Annotated in this window: 18 protein-coding genes and 1 tRNA gene; 11 read left to right on the top strand and 8 right to left on the bottom strand. The window is 48.3% G+C overall.

Features of this window, described 5'->3' with window-relative positions; genetic code table 11:
* Nucleotides 1–263: 263 nt before the first annotated feature.
* From ACTTKA_RS07760 to ACTTKA_RS07740, 5 genes are all read right to left on the bottom strand, one after another.
* Nucleotides 264–3,461, bottom strand: a complete 3,198-nt coding sequence (locus tag ACTTKA_RS07760; RefSeq protein WP_442724583.1) for a glycosyl hydrolase — start codon at nt 3,459–3,461, stop codon at nt 264–266.
* Between the two features lie 106 nt (nt 3,462–3,567).
* Nucleotides 3,568–4,311, bottom strand: coding sequence for a biotin--[acetyl-CoA-carboxylase] ligase (locus ACTTKA_RS07755; RefSeq protein WP_385994149.1), 744 nt, complete (start codon nt 4,309–4,311; stop codon nt 3,568–3,570).
* Nucleotides 4,301–4,654 (bottom strand): MmcQ/YjbR family DNA-binding protein, encoded by a 354-nt coding sequence (locus ACTTKA_RS07750; RefSeq protein WP_279172697.1) that lies wholly within the window; start codon nt 4,652–4,654, stop codon nt 4,301–4,303. Before ACTTKA_RS07750 ends, ACTTKA_RS07755 begins: the two co-directional genes overlap by 11 nt.
* A gap of 18 nt (nt 4,655–4,672) precedes the next feature.
* A complete protein-coding gene (locus ACTTKA_RS07745; protein WP_442724582.1) occupies nt 4,673–5,041 on the bottom strand; it encodes a YraN family protein in 369 nt (122 codons plus the stop codon).
* Between the two features lie 82 nt (nt 5,042–5,123).
* A complete protein-coding gene (locus tag ACTTKA_RS07740) occupies nt 5,124–5,987 on the bottom strand; it encodes a metal ABC transporter permease (RefSeq protein ID WP_385994145.1) in 864 nt (287 codons plus the stop codon).
* A gap of 274 nt (nt 5,988–6,261) precedes the next feature.
* Between ACTTKA_RS07740 and ACTTKA_RS07735 the strand changes: the two genes are divergently transcribed.
* From ACTTKA_RS07735 to ACTTKA_RS07690, 10 genes are all read left to right on the top strand, one after another.
* Complete coding sequence (locus ACTTKA_RS07735) at nt 6,262–6,591, top strand: PadR family transcriptional regulator (RefSeq protein ID WP_014224092.1); 330 nt, start codon at nt 6,262–6,264, stop codon at nt 6,589–6,591.
* Nucleotides 6,592–6,603: 12 nt separating this feature from the next.
* Entirely contained in the window at nt 6,604–7,737 is a 1,134-nt protein-coding gene (locus ACTTKA_RS07730; protein ID WP_442724581.1) for a PspC domain-containing protein, read from the top strand.
* Between the two features lie 286 nt (nt 7,738–8,023).
* Nucleotides 8,024–8,509 (top strand): RNA polymerase sigma-70 factor, encoded by a 486-nt coding sequence (locus tag ACTTKA_RS07725; RefSeq protein WP_260442350.1) that lies wholly within the window; start codon nt 8,024–8,026, stop codon nt 8,507–8,509.
* 11 nt (nt 8,510–8,520) lie between these two features.
* A complete protein-coding gene (locus ACTTKA_RS07720; RefSeq protein WP_442724580.1) occupies nt 8,521–9,285 on the top strand; it encodes a FecR family protein in 765 nt (254 codons plus the stop codon).
* Nucleotides 9,286–11,874: a TonB-dependent receptor gene (locus ACTTKA_RS07715; protein ID WP_442724579.1), complete on the top strand. Its 2,589-nt coding sequence runs from the start codon at nt 9,286–9,288 to the stop codon at nt 11,872–11,874.
* 89 nt (nt 11,875–11,963) lie between these two features.
* Nucleotides 11,964–12,506: a hypothetical protein gene (locus tag ACTTKA_RS07710; RefSeq protein WP_124751487.1), complete on the top strand. Its 543-nt coding sequence runs from the start codon at nt 11,964–11,966 to the stop codon at nt 12,504–12,506.
* Nucleotides 12,507–13,043: 537 nt separating this feature from the next.
* Nucleotides 13,044–13,757, top strand: coding sequence for a DUF6261 family protein (locus ACTTKA_RS07705; RefSeq protein WP_442714542.1), 714 nt, complete (start codon nt 13,044–13,046; stop codon nt 13,755–13,757).
* 412 nt (nt 13,758–14,169) lie between these two features.
* Nucleotides 14,170–14,244 (top strand) — tRNA-Val (locus tag ACTTKA_RS07700).
* 156 nt (nt 14,245–14,400) lie between these two features.
* Entirely contained in the window at nt 14,401–15,045 is a 645-nt protein-coding gene (locus tag ACTTKA_RS07695; RefSeq protein WP_442714541.1) for a Crp/Fnr family transcriptional regulator, read from the top strand.
* Between the two features lie 16 nt (nt 15,046–15,061).
* Entirely contained in the window at nt 15,062–15,316 is a 255-nt protein-coding gene (locus ACTTKA_RS07690; RefSeq protein WP_442724578.1) for a hypothetical protein, read from the top strand.
* Between the two features lie 341 nt (nt 15,317–15,657).
* On the opposite strand, the gene ACTTKA_RS07685 is transcribed toward ACTTKA_RS07690, so the two are convergent.
* Genes ACTTKA_RS07685 through ACTTKA_RS07675 form a run of 3 tightly spaced genes read right to left on the bottom strand, consistent with a single transcriptional unit; the run spans nt 15,658 to nt 18,645 of the window.
* Nucleotides 15,658–16,812 (bottom strand): cytochrome d ubiquinol oxidase subunit II, encoded by a 1,155-nt coding sequence (locus ACTTKA_RS07685; protein WP_442724577.1) that lies wholly within the window; start codon nt 16,810–16,812, stop codon nt 15,658–15,660.
* Nucleotides 16,813–16,838: 26 nt separating this feature from the next.
* Nucleotides 16,839–18,389, bottom strand: a complete 1,551-nt coding sequence (locus ACTTKA_RS07680) for a cytochrome ubiquinol oxidase subunit I (protein ID WP_442724576.1) — start codon at nt 18,387–18,389, stop codon at nt 16,839–16,841.
* Nucleotides 18,390–18,411: 22 nt separating this feature from the next.
* Nucleotides 18,412–18,645 (bottom strand): DUF4492 domain-containing protein, encoded by a 234-nt coding sequence (locus ACTTKA_RS07675; protein ID WP_041590785.1) that lies wholly within the window; start codon nt 18,643–18,645, stop codon nt 18,412–18,414.
* A 131-nt stretch (nt 18,646–18,776) separates the two neighbouring features.
* Here ACTTKA_RS07675 and ACTTKA_RS07670 point away from each other — a divergent pair.
* The coding region (locus ACTTKA_RS07670; RefSeq protein WP_442724575.1) for an RNA polymerase sigma-70 factor at nt 18,777–19,379 on the top strand (603 nt) is incomplete at its 3' end.

Below are 19,379 nucleotides of genomic sequence, written 5' to 3'. Positions count from 1 at the left end.
CCTTGTTCGGAGGGCTGAAGGCCTGAATTAAATTCATTCTTATTTCTTCTATTGCGTAATCTGGGATTAACGTGAGTTCGATGTAAGAAAAAGGTTATTTCGCGGTAAAAAGACTTTTGCAGAGGTCCCTGTTCACTTCTTTTGTACATTCAGAGCGTCGGCGATGAATGACCGGGAAAGAGTAGTTAAAGTGGTCAAAGGTCGTCAATGTAGGGGCGAACCTCTTTGTTTGCCCTTTTTTTGTGTTGTGTTGGCGGATGTACCTACGGTTTTTTAATGGGACGAAAGGTTAATCCGACCGGGCCGAGCAGTCCGGAAGGAAGTAACGGAGCGTCTTTCGTGAACTTGCGGACGTTCGTGCGGGTAAACCGTTCCTCTTCGGGCAGCTGAAGATCGCCGATCAGGCGATTGGGCCAAAGGTTGACAACCTTCACCTCGAGGGTATTCACTCCGCTTTTGACATGCTCGGTTACATCTTTTTCGAAAGGAGCATTCCACCAGATACCGGCAGAATGACCGTTTATCGTCACTTCGGCAACATGGTACACCTGGCCGAGCGTAAGGATCACCCGGTTTCTTCTTCGCTGTTGCGGCGTCAGTATAAAACGATTCTCATACACGGCGGCGCCGGAGTAGTAACGGATGCCTTTGTCGGGATGATGCGGCCATGAGATCAGTCGTTCGAACGTCGTCTTTTCAGGACCTCCCCAAGCCGGATCGAAAGATACGTTCCACGGAGTACGGATCACCATCGTCTCCGTTTCGTAGTTGTAGAGCGTGATTTTTCGTCCCGTATGCTTCTTCAACTCGTACTTTTTGCCCGACAGGAAATAGAACGAACCGTCCGGCAGGGTGACGACCGGAGCGCCGGAGAATGTATGTGCCGGCAGACGGGGAAAGAGTGAGACGCCATTACGCGAAAGCTCGGTAAAATGAGTGCCCGTTACCGGTTTGCGGAACACGACGAATCGTGAGCCGTACGGCTCGAGAAATACGGGCAGGGTGATGCGGTTGTCTTTCTCGACGGTGAAAATGCGTTGTGTCGTAAGGGAGCCGTCGATTGGATCCCATACTTCGGGCTGCATTTTCTTCACCCGGAAGGTGAGGGTTACCCATTCGGGCTGCTCTCTACGGTTGACCACGTAGTAAATCTCCGCGTCTTGCCGCGTGCGATGGATGTAATCGATGTACGTTCCGTAACGCCGGCTTTTGTATTCCATATCCGGAGCGACGCCTGCCTCCTGCAAAATAGTTCGCAAGGGTTTGCCCCAGATCACCCGTCCTTTTCCGAAGTGATGCCGTCCGGTGAACGATTTGCCCCATACCGAATCTGCATCGGCCTGTATCTGCTTCACGACATCCGGATAGTTACGTAAACCGACTGATGTTCGGGGCTTCGGCCCGACGACTGTCGCACCGGCTCTTACCAGTTCCTTGATCTTCGTGAGTACTTCGGCTTTGATCCCTCTGCGGTCGGGCAGTACGAGTATTCGATAGCTGACGCCGTCGGGCAAGACAATCCGTCCGTTTCGCACGCTCATGCGGTTCAGGATGACTTCGGTGTTGGTGACATCGTAGTCATAGCCTTCGCCCAGTCCGGGGATGAGGTGTTTGAGATAAGCCTGATTCGGGGTGTTGTCGCCATAATAAATGCAGACATCGCTGACGGGTTTGCCTTGCGCGAGCATCATCGAGTTACGGGCAGTCCATGTCAGAAAAGCTTTCGATTGCTTCCACCACGTCACGTTCGTATTGAAGCAAGTGCCGGCGAAGTAGGCGTTGCCCGGCTTTCCCGCCGACGCGGGTGAGTGCGTAAAACAATGAAGCATGACGCGGTTCATGCCTTCGCAGTACGCACGGTCGAGCGTCGGTTTCATGTAACGGAAATCTTCTTCCCACATCGGGCCGATGCACATCGGGCCTTGGGCCGCAACGAACCGGCGGTTGTAGATATGGGCGGCCGAAGCGGCCTGCTTGATAAAAAAGCGCTCTTCGGGCCGGATGCGATGAGTCGTCGCGCGAAGCCAGAATTCCCCCATCGGGACGTCGTTTTGACCGAGGTTTTGCAGGGCGTCGATCGGCGCCGGATGAGGCCCTCCGCTTTCGGGATGGATGCTCAGACGATATTGGTGCGCCAGCGCCTTGAAACGTCCGTAGTGATTCTTGCAGATCAGATCGCTGATGGTACGCCGGAAGTCGTACAGAAAACGATTGGACACGTCGCGGTTTTCGATAATCAGTCCGGTGATGACGGGCAAGTATTTGGTGATGTCGTAGCCGTTGGTTTTCTTGAATTCCCGGGGTAGCGACTCCGTCCAATTTGCGGCGTCCGGTTCCCAACAATTGTCCTGAAGGTATTTCCAACTGTCGCAATGTTTGCCCTGCATGTCTTTGAGCAAAACCGTCGCGCTATGGTCGAAGTGGACGTCCATCGCCTCGGCGCTCATAAAATCCATGGTTAACCCTTCTGTGCCGGACGACGAAACCTGAAGCCCCGTTCCGGTATAAACAAAGCGGAAGATACGAAAACGTCCTTCGGGCGCCTCCCACGAGAGATTGCCTTCCACATCTGTCTTGTGGCTGATGTCGTAAATATCGCTCAGGCGCGTGTTGAAATCGTCATCGTACGACTCTTCTTCTTTTATAAAGGCCTCCCAGTGATAACCCAGCCCGCTGATTTCGGGGATATCGTGAATGGTGTGCAGGGCCTTGATCTTAAAACGTTCGAGTGGAGCGGTGTACATGTTATCCTCGTCGAGGCGGACGGCCAGTACCGCCACCGGCACATAGTAGAGTTCGTCCGAGCCGGGGCGTGTGAGCAGACCCTCCGGAAGATTCAGTTTCGTCTGGATGCGTCTGCCTCCGTCTACATCGATCTGACTCCAGACTAATTTTTTCGACGACAGTTCCGGGGTGATCCACGGTCCTCCGTTATGCCATCGGCTGCCGAGGTTCAGGGTGATTTCCATATCAAGGCTGTCTGCCACCTCGCAGGCGTACCGGAACAGGTCACGCCATGCCTGACTCATAAAGCCGGGTCCCGGCTTGGTACGTTCTACCTGATCATACGATAATGAATCGGTATCGTAGATGACCGCACCGCGGATACCGACTTTCTTCATCTCCGTCAAGTCATTCCGGATACCTTCTTTCGAGATGTTTCCTTCGAGCCATCTCCAGTAGATGCGCGGCTGTGCATAGGCGGGCGGATTAAGAAAATCGCTTTCGAGGTCGTCGCTGTCGTTAAACCGGGTGACGTCGTTCGTGCGCTTTTCGCTGCCGAGCCTTACCTGTGCCGGTTCCGTCGGCGCGGGAGCGGCCGCCTCCTTTTGTTTGCAGGTGATACAGCAAAAACACAGGGCTGCCCCGATGATCAGACCGATCACCCGGGAGAGGAAGAGCGTCCGGAGGAGCGATCTCCTGTAACAAGCCATGCTTTTCATGCTGTCTCTGCGTTTCATGCGAGCAAAATTAGCGAAAAAGCCGGAGATTCTGTGGAGAGTACGTCTCGAAATTTTGCATGGGAAGAACGCTGCTATAATATGACAGAAGGTCATTCGGTTGTTCTCAGATGAAGCTCACCTCTTTGAAGGCATAGCGGGAGAATGATCCGTCACGCCGTTCGAGCACGTAGTGTCCGTCCGGCTCGATATCGACGATCCGTGCTTCGAAGGCTCCGCAGGCATCCTGATAGCGATGAAAGCCGTCGCGTCGGTAGAGCGAACGGAGATATTCGGCGTGAAGAGCTACGACATCTCCCGCTTCGAGCAATGCGCGCAGTTGACGAAATTCCGTATGCCATGCTTCGAGTAGGGTCATCCGATCGTATGTCTTCCCGGTGATTTGCGCGAGCGAAACCGGGTTGGGCGCATCGCTGCGAAAAATCTGCTGATTGATGTTGAGGCCGATGCCGAGGATGGAATGGGCGATAAACTTACCGGAAAGAAGGTTCTCGATCAGGATACCGCAGATTTTTTGCTCTTTTCGGTACACATCGTTCGGCCATTTGACGGTTATGTCCCGAACATAACGATCGAGCATACGTTTTACGCTCAGCGCGGCGATCTGTGCGATCCGGAACGACTCGTTGGCCGGCAGCGATGCCGGATGATAGAGCAGGCTGAACGTAAGGTTCTGTCCGGCTTCCGACTCCCACGTGTTGCCGGTCTGTCCGCGGCCGGCCGTCTGAAAATCGGTGACCACAATCGTCTCGTCGGCCGGTATATGTCCGGTTTGCAATTGTTCCTGCAGATACCGGTTCGTCGACTGCGTTTCCCGCAGACGGATGATGGCAGGTGTTTCAGAGACCATACGTTTCGCGGATTCGTTTAGGCAGTTTTCGGAGCACCTCTTCGTAGGAGTGACGTATCCAGCGGCGGATTTCGTCGTCGGGCATATCCCGTTCCAGATAGATGCCGTTCCAATATTTCTTATGAAGATGATAGGCCGGTTCGACGGCCGCATAATGAGCCCGCAGCTCTTCGGCCTGCTCGGGGTCGCACTTGACGGCGATATGCGGATCCGCCGCATCCAGCGCTATCAGCAGATACATCTTGTTCTCGACCTTGAAGACGAGCGTCACCTCATCGAACGGAAACGACTCCGTCGTATGCTTCAGGGTCAGGCAATAGTCGCGTACTTCTTCTATATTCATTGCGTTTCGGAAAATGGGTTAGCGTTTCAGGGGAGCGTAGAACGCGTCTTCGATATGTTCCACCTCGTAGCAATGGCCGTTTTTGATCAGACAAACAATGTCGAAACGAACGGGCAGAGTAATTTGAAAGTGTTGCACGTAGGCGTCGGCTGCTGCGACGATCCGACGGATTTTTTTCCTGTCGACGGCTTCTTCGGGCGAGAGCAGGTAGCCTTTCGAACGGGTCTTGACCTCGACCACGACCAGCTCCGTCTGTGTACGGGCGATCAGATCGAGTTCGTATCGATGAAATCGCCAGTTGGTATGCAGAACCGTCAGGCCATGCCGCTCCAGATAGGAGCGTGCGATGTGTTCGCCCGTCTTTCCTGTTTCGTTTTTCTCGGCCATGCTTCTTTTTCTCGCTTTTTCAGGACAAATGTACGGGATAATTTTCAATTCCGGCAAGTTGAGCTTTTGGCATTTCCGGGTCTTAGCGCGAACGATCGGCAGGCGTTGGAGGAGAAGCCGGACATGTCGCGGACGCGGAGGATTTTTTACGTACAATGAGGTGAAAGAGTTTTGCCGCTAAAAAACACGCAATCAGTACGACGATGATAAATGCGCCGGAAGGTATCTGGAGGATGTAGGAGAGATACAGTCCGGTGACGCACGAAGCAAAGCCTAAGCCGATGCTTCCGAAGATGATTTTACGAAAGTCGGAGGTGAAGAGATTGACCGTCATCTGCGGGACGGTGAGCAGGCTCATCAGCAGCATAATGCCTACGAGCCGGATGGACAGTACGATGGTCACGGAAATAAAAAGTGTCATCACGTATTCGATGGTTTTGACCGGAAGCCCCTGCGTCTGGGCAAAGTCGCGATCGAAGGCCGAATACAGGACTGCCCGATAATATAAGGTAAAGAACAGGCTCAGGGCCGCTGCGAATCCGCCGGTCCAGTAAATATCGGTACGCGAAATGGTCAGGATATTACCGAACAGATAAGAAGAGAGGTTAGGGGCGTAACCGGGAGTCAGCACGATGAAGATCGCGCCGATAGCCATGCCTAACGACCAGATGGCGGCGATGGCCGAATCTTCGCGCACCCGCCGTGAACGACTCATCCATTCGACACCGAAAGCCGACAGCACGGCAAATCCGAGTGCCGTCAGAAACGGGTTAATCCCCAAGTAAAAGCCTAACCCCAGTCCGCCGAACGAGGCGTGCGTGACGCCTCCGCTGATAAATACCAGCCGGCGCGAAACGACGTATGTCCCCACGATACCGCAGGCAATGGCCGTAAATAAACCGCCCCAGAGGGCATTCTGAAAAAACGTATAACGCAAGATTTCCATCAGACAGTCCTTTCTTTTTCTTTTTTTTCGACGGTTTCGGGCACACGCTCTATAAAGCGCTTGGTCCGTTGTTATTCCGGTTCTCCGAAATAGCGGACGAAGATAAATAAAAGAATTGAAACGGCACACGGCCACGGGCTGTAAATTCGAGCGATATAGATGTAAAAAAGGAGGGATATGACAATTTACGCCATGTTAAATAATTTTAAATATGGTATTATGTATTGCATAGGTTGTTTGCAATACATACTTTTGTGCCAAAACATAGAACAATATGAATGCAGAAAATGTAAAATCGCAGATGAGGAAGGGGATCTTGGAATATTGTATCCTCCTGCTCTTAAAAAAGGAGCCGTCGTACACTTCCGATCTGATTCAGAAGTTGAAAGAAGCACGGTTGATTGTTGTGGAAGGTACATTGTATCCATTGCTTACGCGTTTGAAAAACAGCGGACTGTTAAGTTACCAATGGATCGAGTCGACGCAGGGACCGCCCCGGAAATATTACCGGCTGACGGAAGCGGGAGAAGCGTTTCTGAAGGAGCTGGAGCTTTCGTGGCAAGAGCTGAACGATACGATTAATCATATTAGAAATAACGAATAAAATAATAAGACAATGAAAAAAACATTCACCGTAAATTTAAACGGAATCGTCTTTCATATCGACGAGGATGCATATCAATTATTGGATAGCTATCTGACCAATCTGCGCATTCATTTCAGCCGTGAAGAAGGCTCGGACGAGATTATGAGTGATTTCGAAGCGCGTATCTCCGAATTGCTCAACGAGCGAATACGCCTTGGCTTTAGTGTGATCACGATAGAACATGTGGAAGAGGTGATTCAGCGCATGGGTAAGCCCGAAGAACTGTTTGCCGGAGAAGAAAAAAATGCCGGAAGCGAATTTTCTGCCGCTACGGAAACGACGGCTGGCACTGCCGAGGGGAAGTTCCGCAAGCGACTGATGCGAGACCCGGACGATAAGATGCTCGGAGGAGTAGCCAGCGGACTCGCCGCTTATTTTGGGATCGATACGACGTTGCTGCGACTGGTCATGATCTTGCTCCTGATTGTGTCGATGACGGTTCCCGTCACGATCATATACATCGTACTGTGGCTCGTGCTGCCGCTTGCGCGAACGGCTACCGACCGGCTCGTGATGCGTGGCGAACCGGTCAATCTCGAAAATATCGGGCGGACGGTGACGGACGGGTTCGAGAAAGCATCGGACGATATGCGGGCTTATATCCGTACAAACGCGCCGCGCACGCAGTTCCAGAAAATCGCTGATTTTATCGTTTCGTTCTTTGCCGCCGTGTTCAAAGTAGGAGCCGTGCTGTTGGGTATCCTGCTGATACCCGTGTTTATCTTTGTGTTGTTTATTCTGCTGATCGTTGTCTTCGCGCTGATTGTCGGAGGGTGGAGCGCCGTATTCAGTTACCTGCCGATCGATTCGGATATGTACTTCGTATCCGAGATGCCCAACTATATGGCCGTATGGGGAAGCATCTCCGGTATCTTACTGCTCGGAATTCCTTTGATGGCGTTATTGTACCGGCTTTTCAGACGCTCGTTGAACTTAGGCCCGATGGCCGGGGCCGTGAAATGGGTTCTGCTTCTCGTCTGGCTCGCCTCGTTGGTAGGCGTTTGCGCGATCGGAGTCTGGGCACTAAAAGAATACGGCGGATTCTATTTCGAGACAATCAGTCAGACGCTCCCGGCCCTTTCGTCATGGTTCGGACAGGCATGATGAAAGAAGAAGTCGCTTGTAAAATAGCTTACATCTCGCAAAAGATGTAAGATCATAGACCGCATACGGCAGCCGTTGCCGAAAAAAAGAGAAGAAAAGTGATGCTAATTTTCCCGATCTTACGATCTCTTTCCACAGGCGTTCCGTTTCGGCGGGACGCCTTTGTGGGTTGATGGAATGGTCGGAAGAGAATAAGGAAGGAATACCGGAACAGCATACACACAATAACGATACATATCTTTACGTTGCAACTGTAAGTGCCCACATAAAATAAAAAAGAGCCGTGATGAACAAGGACGAATTTAAAGAAGTTTTTTATGTTCATTTTGATGCGATCCGAAATTTTATCTATTATCGGTGTGGTGATATAGAGATGGCTTCGGATATTGCGCAGGATGTGTTTTTAAAGGTCTGGGAAAAGAGAAGTATGCTGAACAGCCATTCTGTCAAATCCCTGCTTTATAAAATGGCTATGGATCGTTGTACGGATTATTACAGAAAGAACCAAATCCGGATGAATTTTGAACATGAGATGATATTCAACAAAGATGGAGAGCTTTCGCCCGAAGATGAAGCATCGTTCAGGGAGCTGTCTGTTACATATGCCAAAGCATTGCAACAGATGCCTGAACGACAGCGGATCGTCTTTCTTATGAATCGGGAAGACGGAATGAAGTATGCGGAAATAGCTGATTGTCTTAATGTCAGTAAAAAAGCTGTCGAAAAGTACATAAGTGCGGCATTACGATTTTTAAAAAAGAGACTTTTATAAGTGAAATGAAGATGGAGAATATGAAGATGAAACCGGTTTGGCCTAAAAGTAAAGAAGAAATCTGGGATGAAGTCTTTGAAAATATCAGTGAACAAGAGCTCCCGAAAACATTCTTGAAACGAATTCCCATATGGGGCTATGTGGCGGGGCTGACAGTGGCTGTTCTTTTAGCATGTTATTTTTATACAGTGACAGAAGAAGCGAAGAGAGGAGAACATTCGACCGTAAAACTTCCGGATCACTCAACCGTAACGTTGAATGCAGCGACTAAATTATCATATAAACCCCTTGCATGGTTTTTTTCAAGAAAGGTAGACCTTGAAGGTGAAGCGTATTTCGATGTAAAACCCGGCAGTCAATTCAGCGTACATTCAGATCGTCACACGGTGAAAGTAGTAGGTACTGCATTCAATGTCTATGCCCGTTCCGGAATGTATCGTGTGACCTGTCTTTCGGGAGAGGTAAAGGTAAATTCAGGTAAAAAATCTGTTGTGCTTCATTCCAATATGCAGGTAACGACTCACGATTCGACCTTCCGCATTGATCGTGATGTCGTATCCTCGACCGTGATTGGGTGGATGCAAGGAAAATTCGTATTTATCGCCATGCCGCTGCAAGATGTTATTGCAGAAATAGAACGTCAATACAACATTCATGTTACTCCTGCGTCTTATCCCCATCATATTTATTCGGGAAACTTTTCGAAAACCGAGAAGCCCGAAGAGATTCTCGAAATTATCGGTAAGCCTTTTGGAATCACATTCAGGATCGAATAAATGAGACCCACCGGTATTATTTTGTTATTCCTGTGGGTGACGGCTGCGACGGTTTGTTCGCAGTCGGTCAGAATGGATGTGCACAATGAGCCGTTAAACAAGGTATTGAGCAGGCTGCAGTTAGAGTTGTCGTTTGATGATCGGACGTTGTCGGAATATAATATATCGGTCTCGAAATCGTTTAAAAATCCCGAGTCTGCATTATTGTGGCTACTCGAGGACAAGCCTTTCCGTGTAGAGAGAATAAAAAATGTATATGTGATTATCCCGTGCGATAATCAAAAAGAGAATCCTGCAGACCGTGTCTTCGGGAATATAGAAGTTCGGCCTTTTAGTTTTAAAGGAACGGTTGTATCGCAAACAACCGGTGAACCGTTGGAATATGCCATTGTGAGTTTATTGGATGCAGACAGTATTCCCATAGCGACAGGTTTTACGACCGATAAAGGGCAATTTGCAATCAAGACGTCACGTGTTCCGGCAAGCATAAAAATCGGCAGTCTGGGATACCGAACACGATATGAAAACATCCGCGACGTGGATGGAAATCTTGGTGTTATTCATCTGAATGATTGCATGATTCCATTGGGTGAGGTGGTCGTAACAGCGGAAAAGACTTCGAAGGAGATACACCATACGACTTACGTTATCACTCCGCAGATGTTGCGTGGGGTACATGATGCGCTGGAACTGTCGGACAAAATCCCCGGCATATATTTTGATCGATCATCAAACTCCGTTTGGCTGAACCATCACGCCAATATTTTATTGTTAGTAGACGGCGTACCCTATTCCGAGACATATCTGCGACATCTTTCTCCTGACAGGATCGAAGCAATCGAGGTGATTCAAGCCGTGTCGGGGCGGTTTGTTTCTGACGATTATGCCGGAATTATTCAGTTCGTTCTTAAAAAAAATTATACCGGATATGATTTGCATGCGTCGAATGCTGTCTGGATGAATCTTTCGAAGACTGCCGAAAACCATCACTTGCCGGAAAATCATCCTTCTCTGGGATTTATCTATACGACTCATCGCCTGAACTTTTTCGGAATGTATGAATATGATCGTGAAAAAAGTAATTATCATGCGGCTAAATCTTTAACATACGACAGATATAAACTTGTTTCTCATTCTGTTGCTCATCCTGCGCATCGATATCGGTACGACAATCATACCGTAAACGGAGGGATCAATTATCATCTGACTCCTTTTCAAATCTTAGGTATGCAGTCCGATTATACGCGTGGGAGCACTAAGACGCTTCAACAATACACGATGCGACGAACCGATCTGTCGAATAATTACGATCGCTCTTTTACGAGCGAAACGGAAAATCTCATACAGGCACATACATTTACAGGTTCATTATTTTATAAAGGTCAGTTTGCCAATCGTCTGCATGTTTACGCTGATTTTTCGTACAATTATTACGATAACGATATGAAGAATGAATACCGTCAGGGAGGAGAGGATGTTTACCGGTATTCGGACTTATGGAATGAATATAAGAAACAGACCGGATTGAATTTCGAAGGGAAATACAGCCTTTCACATAACATGTCGATAGAGGCAGGATATTCCAATCTATCTCGTCGATATGCGTCTAAAAGCAGCCAGGGGATAGGTTTTTTAAACTATAAAGAAAACAGGAATAGAGCTTCTGTCTATTTTTCCCGTCTCTTTTCAGATAAAACGCGCATGAGGGCCGGTGTCGTATTCGAGCATATATATTCACATAACGGAATAATCGGAAAGCATACTACCCGGATACTTCCTTATGTATGGATGAACGTTAAAATCACCTCAAAAGGAAGCCTTATTGCGGGATATACGGCTAATAGCCTTTATCCGTCTCTTTACCAGCTTAGCCCGATGAGTATTGTCGTCGATACATTTTTGACACAGATTGGCAATCCTGATGTAACCTCTGCCGTTCGTCACCATGGTTTTATGGAGATTTCACTGGGGGATAAATTGAAACTTATGCCCCAAGTTGTTTTTATTAACGATGGTATCAGTGAAGTATATGACAGAAAAGCATATAAACTCTACCGTACGTTCAATCAGATCGATTTTCGTGAATATAGCCTGAATGTATCGTATAATCAATCGTTCGGAAGATATTTTCGTTTGAAAAGTTCCCTTACCTTTTATCATCAGGACGCATTATATGAGGCAAATCGGAATTCCGTCAATGGATGGATGATTTATTCCGATGGTAATTTCTACCACCCGGATTGGGCGGCCGGGATACAGTTCGGATATTATCGAAATATGAAAAAGAATATTCTTTGGCAAGGTTATTACATGTCGGGAAAGGATTTTTGGAGTATTACCGCACGAAAAGAACTGTGGAATAATCGTATCTCCGTGATGTTGTCTTATATTCCGCCGATTGAGTTCGGGGTCAGAAACGACAGGATCAAATATCTGGACACACCGCTCTACAAAGAAAGAACAACGACCGATTTATCTTCGTACCATCCGACATTGCTGCTGAAAGTCGGTCTTCGTTTTGACCATGGAACGAGAAAAGAACCGGTTGAAAACAAAACCATAAAGATGCTGCATAAGCCGGAACGATAGACTTCGTTTTCAGAACCGGGAGGTAGGGTATTGGCTCGTTCGCACGGTATAATAGTATAACGCGTAACGTATAAATAAAAAACAATCGTATGAAAAAGATGTATTTATTGTTCCTGTCAGTCATCTGCCTCTTATCCGGTGGGTGCGAACAAGAGCTGGAAGAAGACAAACCGGATACCACATTATCCGAAATAATCGCAAGGGCTTCTCATACGGAAACTTTTATGAGAAGTTCGTTTGTGGCAGATAAAGGACGAGAATCGGTCGTTTTTACGGGAAGCGATATCCTGTGGTTTAATGAAACAACAAAAGAAATTCGTTTTCAAGAAAATGTGTCGATGAAAAACGTGATTTCCATTCACCAATCGGTAAAAATCTATATCGGTAACGAATATTTGTTTTCGTCCATGATTTGTGTGAGCAGCCTCAATTCGCAGATATTTAACAGTCTGGTACTTTATTACAATATGGTGGAAAACAAATATTACCTGTTGGATGGTTATCCCGAAGTGGCCGTGTTGTCAGACCCGCAGGAAGCACAGAAACTGCGTAACGAGAACAGACAAACCATCGCGTCGGAATGGAAAAAATTTATCGATCAGTTGAAGAAAGAAGGTCGATACAAAAATTGAAAAGTGATTGTTGTATTGCATCGATAAAAATCAAAAAAATAATATTGTAAAACAAGCCATGTCTGAGTCAATTATTATTGAAGTCGGATATGGCTTTTGTATGGGATTATACGAATCGAAGTTAGCTTGCGTTATAAAATCGGGAAAACATGTTGTAAAACATACTGTAATTATTTCGTCGGTTTCGGAAAATGACGTAATTTCGAATCGTTAAAAGAATAAAAAACGGTAGAGCCTCGGGCAATCGCCCGAATGTTAAAACAAAGTGCGGGAGCTTTCGGGTGACCGCCCGAATGTTAAAACAAAATGTGGGAAGCTTCGGGTAGCTGCCCGAATGTTAAAACAAAGTGTGGGAGGCTTCGGGTAATTGCCCGAGTGTTAAAACAAAATGAAGAAGCCTTCGGGCAATCGCCCGAAAGCTGAAACAAAGTGCAGCGGTCTTCGGGTAATTAACGGAGACGATACAAAAAATGAAAACGCTGTGCGGAGAAAACCATTAACGTTTAAATATGAAACATCTTTTTAAAATTGAATGATATGAAAAAGCTCAATTCTCACGCTCGTACCACCGAGGTGGACGACGTATCCGACCGTCTGATTGCCGTCTATGACACGCACCCGGCTCTTGCAGCCGATCCTTTTCTTGCCGCTACGTTCGGCGAGATACGTACCCAATCGCATGGCATTACGGAAGCGATTAAACGTGACCGTGCCCTGTCCGAACTCGACTCGGCCGATGCCCTGCGTGACGACCGTGTGCGCGACCTGCGCGACATTATCCGCGGCTACCGCGCCCTGCCCCTGCCGGCACAAAGCAATGCGGCCGCGGCGCTCTGGACCGTCTTTGCCAAGTACGGCATGAAGATGACCCGCGAGAATTATGCCTCCGAATCGTCGCTTATCGAATCCCTGCTGCTCGATCTCTCAACCGCCGAAGCCCAGCTGCATATCGATGCGCTGGCAGGAATGCCTGAAGCGATTGCCGCCCTGCGCACGGCACAAACCGATTTCACCGCCAAGCGCATCGCCTACGAAACGCATCTGGCGCACGGCGCCGAAGGACTTAACGCGTCCGAGATCAGAAAAACGTTGCTCGAACTGATCAACGGCCGACTGCTTACGTATATCGACACGATGGTAATGGTCGACCGTGCCAAGTATGCCTCGTTCGCGGCCATAGTCGAAAAGGTGATCGACGACATGAATGCCGTCATTGCCCGTCGCACGGGAAAAACGCCCGAAGCATCGTGATGTTTTTAAGATCGCCATTAACCATGGGCCATTGATTGTTATGCGTGGTACATGTTGTAGAGACGCCATGATTTGCGTCTCTACGGCGCGTACCGTGTCCATTCGCGTCCATTCGCGAAATTTGCGTTCTGATAACCCGGCATAACAATTAACCATTGACAATTAACAATTAATTTGTCATTCAGAGCGAAGTGAAGAATCTTTTTTCCTTTCCCGGGGGCGGGATTCCTCACTGCGTTCGGAATGACAAAGACGGCGTTCGTCATCCGTCATTCTTTACTACCTTAACTACTCTGACTACTTTTTTCTCTTATCCGAAAAGTTTTTTTTCAAAAAGTTTGTGGGGAATAAAAAATCATCTATCTTTGCAGCGTCTTTCAGAGGAAGACAAAACTTTTTTCCCGGTCTATTCGGGCGCTTAGCTCAGCTGGTTCAGAGCATCTGCCTTACAAGCAGAGGGTCGGGGGTTCGAATCCCTCAGCGCCCACGAAGAAAAAAATACAAGCATAAGTGTTTTCATAGGACAAATTAATAATAAGTTACGCCTGCTGATCGATGATGATTCGCAGGTTTTTTTGTATCCGAATCTCATTTCTCGATATCCGGCAGAGTCAATGATGAAAAAAAACAGTATCTTTGCCGTATGCTTATTCAAGAATTAACAGCACATTGCACATTGTTTCAGGGTGTGAAGCCGGAGACGGTCCAAGACTTGTTCGACCGCTACGGCTATGCGCTCCGCTCGTATCCCGAACAGTCGTTTCTGGCGATGCAAGGCGAGACGTGTCGTTCGTTGTTTATTCTCTGCCACGGCCATATCAACGCTTTGATGATTAATCACGAAGGGCGTCAGATTATTGTCGAGCAATTTACGGACTGGTCGGTGCTTGCGCCTGCTTTTCTGTTGGCTACGCACAACGTCTTCCCTGTCAATATTGAAACCACGTCGCCCTGCGAAGTGCTTGTGCTGAACAAGGACACGCTGCTCAAGATGCTGCATGCCGACCTGCGTATGATGGAAAATTTCCTGCGCGAAATTTCGGACAAGTGTGCCGTACTGACCGGACGACTCCATAGCTTCGCCCTGAAATCGCTTCGCGAACAATTATTGCAATATCTTCACACGCGAGAGCACTACGGAAAACAGCAGGAAATCGCCGACCGGTTAGGCGTGGCGCGTCCTTCACTCAACCGCGTGTTGCAGGAACTGTGTCACGAAGGAATCGTTAAACTCGAACACGGAAAAATCACCCTGCTGAAACGCTCGCTTCCGAAATCCGATTCATAAAAAGAAAGGGCGTGCCGTGTTGACACTCCCCTCCGCACTTCTCCCAACTTTCGAAGAGCTGAGACGGCTAACCACCGTAAAAATTACGAATGACAAATTACGAATGACGAACGCCTCCTCCTGTCATTCCGAACGTAGTGAGGAATCTTGCCTCGAACGCTTCGGCGTTCGTACTTGGGCATCGGGCGGTGAGCCGACGAGAGCAGCGAGCAGGACGAAAGAAAATCAGGCTGTCCGAAGCGAAGCGAGTTACCTGATTTTCGACCTGTAAGCGTCGCGAAGGCGTGTGAAGCGCACGAAGCCTTGACCTTTGGGTCACTTTTGGGTCAAGCCCAAAGTGACAGAAATAGATTCATCGCTGACACTCTGAATGACAGGGTAGGAGAATTACGAATTATAAGTTACGAATGACGAACGCTGATTAATTCAGGCATGCAGCCCTCTTATCGGGGGTGCATCCTTTTTCCCAACGCTTTGCTTCGCTACGCATTGGGCTGAATTAACACGCCCTTTCAGGGCTGTTTTCCAATTGTTGGTTATTGATGGTTATTTGCCAGGTACACGAATCATGTACCCGGCATGACAATTAACAACAGACAACTATACATTTAATTAATATGTATGTTCTCCCTCGCGTATCTCCTGATCGTTGATCTTATGCAAATCCAACGCCCGCCATGCATAGAAGATATACGCCAGCACGAACGGAATCAGGAACGAAACGTACATCATCGTCTGAAGGGTAAAATGGCTCGACGAGCTGTTTTGAATCGTTAAGGAGCTTTGCAGATCGACCGTCGACGGATAGTACGCCGTATGATTCCATCCTGCACAAAGCAACAACGCCAGCACTGTCAGTACCGTCCCTGCCCCGGCGAACCAGATCCCTTTGACGTGATATTTCGAGAGCATCGTGTCGATGATACCGTAGAGCACCAGTACGACTCCTGCGAGGAAAAGTACCAGTACGACCGGCATCTCCAGCAGATTGTTCAGATATTTGTACGGTTGCATGAAGATTGCTTCCGTCTCCGGCTGTACCGCATACCCTTCCATCGTCATCAGACGACCGACGAACAGGAGGAAGAAAACGAGAAATCCGCCTGCTTCGATCGGCAGACGCTTACGGCAGTGCTTATCCACCTCGTCGTCTTCGATGTTATTCACGAAATAAAGGATGGCCAATACCCTCGCCAGAAAGAATACGGCTGCTCCGAGGCACAGATTCCAGACTACCGTCACGGCCTCCAGACCATGCCACGGCGTGGCCCAACGCGAAATCACCGGCATGCTTACCTCGGTGAGCTGCGCCTTATCGATCACGAACTCGGCGCCCGTAAAAAACGTGCCGACCGCCGTACCGAGCAGCAGCGGCCCAAGCACTCCGTTAATGATCAGAAAAATCCGGTAGGTTTTTTTTCCTAAGAGGTTACCTTTTTTAGCCTGAAATTCGTACGAGACGGCTTGTAGCACAAAGCAAAGCAGAATCAGCGTCCATACCCGGTAGGCGCCTCCGAAGCTCGTCGAATAAAACAGGGGAAACGACGCGAAGAAAGCCCCTCCGAAGGTGACCAGCGTCGTGAATGTAAACTCCCACTTGCGACCGATCGAGTTGATCAGCAATTTCTGCTGTCTTTCCGTCTTTCCTATCGTAAACAGCAGCGATTGACCGCCCTGCACAAACATCAAAAATACCAGCAGCGCTCCCAGCAACGAGACCAGAAACCACCAATATTCTTGAAGAAACTGATAACTTATTTGATTCATAGTGTTTCGTTTTTAATTGGTTGTCATTATTCGGAAATTTCAGGGCCTTTCTTGATGGCCTTCGTCATGATGCCGATCTCGGCAATAAGCAAGATCGTGAATAATACGAGGAACAGGAAGAACGTCAACTGCACCGAACCGGTCGACAGTTTCGATACGGCTGCTCCCGTCGGCATCAGGTCCTGGATCACCCACGGCTGCCGCCCTACTTCGGCTACGACCCATCCCGCCTGACTGGCAATGTAAGCCAACGGGATAGACCAGAGAGAAACCTTTTGCAGCCAGCGATGTTTCGTGATTTGTTCTTTCCGTCCGAGTACCAGCACCAGTACGAAAATCAACATAAAGAAAAGTTCTAATCCGACCATCACGCGGAACGAGTAGAACGTCAGCGCCACCGGCGGGATCAGTTCGGCCGGATCTTTGATGTAACCGTAGCCGAAATAGCGGAAGTTTTCTTCCAAAGTAGAACGGCTCGTCTGCATCGCCGCCTCGTCACCGGCCTTGACGGCCTTCCGATAATCGGCCATTGCCTGAATTGCCAGTCTCCCGCGCGCCATCTTTTCCTGTGCCGATATCGTCACACCATCGCCCGAAGGATAACCGCCGTCGATAAGGTCGCCGATACCGGGTACAAACGCGTTGGGATCGCGTTCCGTTAGCAACGACAACAGCTTGGGGATGCCGATCTTTCCGATGAACGGGTCCTCGTTATCGTTGTACGCTTTCTTCGAAGGGTTTAAGACCCCGACAGCCACCAGCTCTACTCCGTTCGAGCCCTTATACAAACCCTCCATCGCAGCCAGCTTCATCGGTTGATATTGTCCGACGCAGTAAGCCGAACCATCGCCCGTCCACATCAGTAATACGGATGATACGAGACCGAATATCGCACCGATCTTTATGCTTTCCGTCGCAAATTGCCGCTGACGATTCCGCAGCAGGAACCACGAGCTGACACCCACCACGAACACCGCGCCAAGCACCCAGGCGGAGAGTACGGTGTGGAGGAACTTATTGATCGCTACCGGCGAGAAAGCAACCGCCCAAAAGTCGAACATCTCGTTCCGCACCGTGTCCGGATTAAACTGCATGCCGATCGGATATTGCATCCACGCGTTGGCTACCAGAATCCAGAAGGCCGAAAGGGTTGCACCCGTAATCGTCAGCCAGGTAGAAGCCAGATGTGCACCTCTGCTGACCTTGTTCCAGCCAAAGAACATGACGGCGATAAACGTGGCTTCCATAAAGAATGCCAGAATACCTTCGATCGCCAACGGAGCGCCGAAGATATCGCCAACGAACCAACTGTAGTTCGACCAGTTCGTGCCGAACTCGAATTCCAGAATCAGACCGGTAGCCACTCCAATCGCAAAATTGATACCGAAGAGTTTCATCCAGAATTTGGCTGTTTCTTTCCAAAACTCTTTTCCGGTACGGTAGTAGATCGTTTCCATCACGGCCATCACAATTCCCAGCCCAAGGGTGAGCGGAACGAATAACCAGTGATAGATGGCCGTCAAGGCAAACTGCGCCCGCGACCAATCAACCAAAGAAGAATCTAAATTTTCAGTCATCGTGTTTTATTTTAGTCATTTATTAATTGGATGGATTTAACGCCCTCTCAACGAGTTCTTCCGAGACATAATGCTCTTTTTCTGCCGCCGTGTCGAACCGGTTCAGGTATCGTGGAAAAAAGAAAATTTTCAGGATCACAAACATGACGAACAGTTTAATCAAAATCAATATCCAAAGCGTCCTTCCCCAAGTCATTGACCTGAAGCCCTCAACATAGAATCGGAAGATACGCATCGACAGATTGCGATAGTTCATGACATTGTATTGATTACAAAATTAATGCTTATGCAAATGTAATTTCTTTTTTGGAAACATGCAACACCCGCATCTTTTTTATAAATTTGCACAAAGGAACATAACCGTCTAATAAGATAAATGTTATACGCATGGATGTTGATCTCAGACTTCTGAAAGAAGGCAATGAGCATGTTTTCAGACAAATCGTTCAGTCTTGCGAAGGCCGATTGAACCGATTTGCCATGATATACACACAAAACCGTGCAGTATCCGAAGAGATCGTGTCTGACACCTTTCTGTCGTTATGGATAAACCGTCATTCTTTGGATGAAAATACTCGATTAATTCCTTATCTGACGGTTATTCTCCGAAATAAATGCATAAATTATTTGAGGTCTTTCCGGCATAAGTTTGTATCGATCGACGAGATGGATATCGGAGCGATGTACATGAAAGCTCATTTGTATACATTAGAGGATGATGCCTCCGGACTTTTGGAAGAGGAGGATTTGCGACTTATAATAAGCAAGGCGATGGAATCGTTGCCGGAAAAAACACGTGCGATTTTTGAGATGAGTCGTATCCAGGGCATAAAAAATAAGGAGATCGCGGATAGATATGGCTTGTCTGTGAAGACAATAGAGTTCCATATCACGAAGGCTTTGCAACATCTGAGAAAAAATCTGCCGAAAGAATATTTCTTCTTGCTGGCGTTAACCGGAGTTCCACTACGTTTCCGTAGGAATGGAAAA

This window comes from Tannerella sp., assembly GCF_052170195.1.
Taxonomy (GTDB): Bacteria; Bacteroidota; Bacteroidia; order Bacteroidales; family Tannerellaceae; genus Tannerella.
This window is presented reverse-complemented; position numbering and strand designations above follow the sequence as displayed.

Excerpts from the sequence above, each read along its gene's own strand:
- ACTTKA_RS07695 (WP_442714541.1), top strand. The coding sequence starts at position 14,401 with ATGCTTATTCAAGAATTAACAGCACATTGCACATTGTTTCAGGGTGTG.
- ACTTKA_RS07735 (WP_014224092.1), top strand. The coding sequence starts at position 6,262 with ATGAATGCAGAAAATGTAAAATCGCAGATGAGGAAGGGGATCTTGGAA.
- ACTTKA_RS07730 (WP_442724581.1), top strand. The coding sequence starts at position 6,604 with ATGAAAAAAACATTCACCGTAAATTTAAACGGAATCGTCTTTCATATC.
- ACTTKA_RS07715 (WP_442724579.1), top strand. The coding sequence starts at position 9,286 with ATGAGACCCACCGGTATTATTTTGTTATTCCTGTGGGTGACGGCTGCG.
- ACTTKA_RS07720 (WP_442724580.1), top strand. The coding sequence starts at position 8,521 with ATGGAGAATATGAAGATGAAACCGGTTTGGCCTAAAAGTAAAGAAGAA.
- ACTTKA_RS07745 (WP_442724582.1), bottom strand. The coding sequence starts at position 5,041 with ATGGCCGAGAAAAACGAAACAGGAAAGACGGGCGAACACATCGCACGC.
- ACTTKA_RS07705 (WP_442714542.1), top strand. The coding sequence starts at position 13,044 with ATGAAAAAGCTCAATTCTCACGCTCGTACCACCGAGGTGGACGACGTA.
- ACTTKA_RS07755 (WP_385994149.1), bottom strand. The coding sequence starts at position 4,311 with ATGGTCTCTGAAACACCTGCCATCATCCGTCTGCGGGAAACGCAGTCG.
- ACTTKA_RS07685 (WP_442724577.1), bottom strand. The coding sequence starts at position 16,812 with ATGAATCAAATAAGTTATCAGTTTCTTCAAGAATATTGGTGGTTTCTG.
- ACTTKA_RS07740 (WP_385994145.1), bottom strand. The coding sequence starts at position 5,987 with ATGGAAATCTTGCGTTATACGTTTTTTCAGAATGCCCTCTGGGGCGGT.
- ACTTKA_RS07760 (WP_442724583.1), bottom strand. The coding sequence starts at position 3,461 with ATGAAACGCAGAGACAGCATGAAAAGCATGGCTTGTTACAGGAGATCG.
- ACTTKA_RS07750 (WP_279172697.1), bottom strand. The coding sequence starts at position 4,654 with ATGAATATAGAAGAAGTACGCGACTATTGCCTGACCCTGAAGCATACG.
- ACTTKA_RS07680 (WP_442724576.1), bottom strand. The coding sequence starts at position 18,389 with ATGACTGAAAATTTAGATTCTTCTTTGGTTGATTGGTCGCGGGCGCAG.
- ACTTKA_RS07675 (WP_041590785.1), bottom strand. The coding sequence starts at position 18,645 with ATGAACTATCGCAATCTGTCGATGCGTATCTTCCGATTCTATGTTGAG.
- ACTTKA_RS07725 (WP_260442350.1), top strand. The coding sequence starts at position 8,024 with ATGAACAAGGACGAATTTAAAGAAGTTTTTTATGTTCATTTTGATGCG.
- ACTTKA_RS07710 (WP_124751487.1), top strand. The coding sequence starts at position 11,964 with ATGAAAAAGATGTATTTATTGTTCCTGTCAGTCATCTGCCTCTTATCC.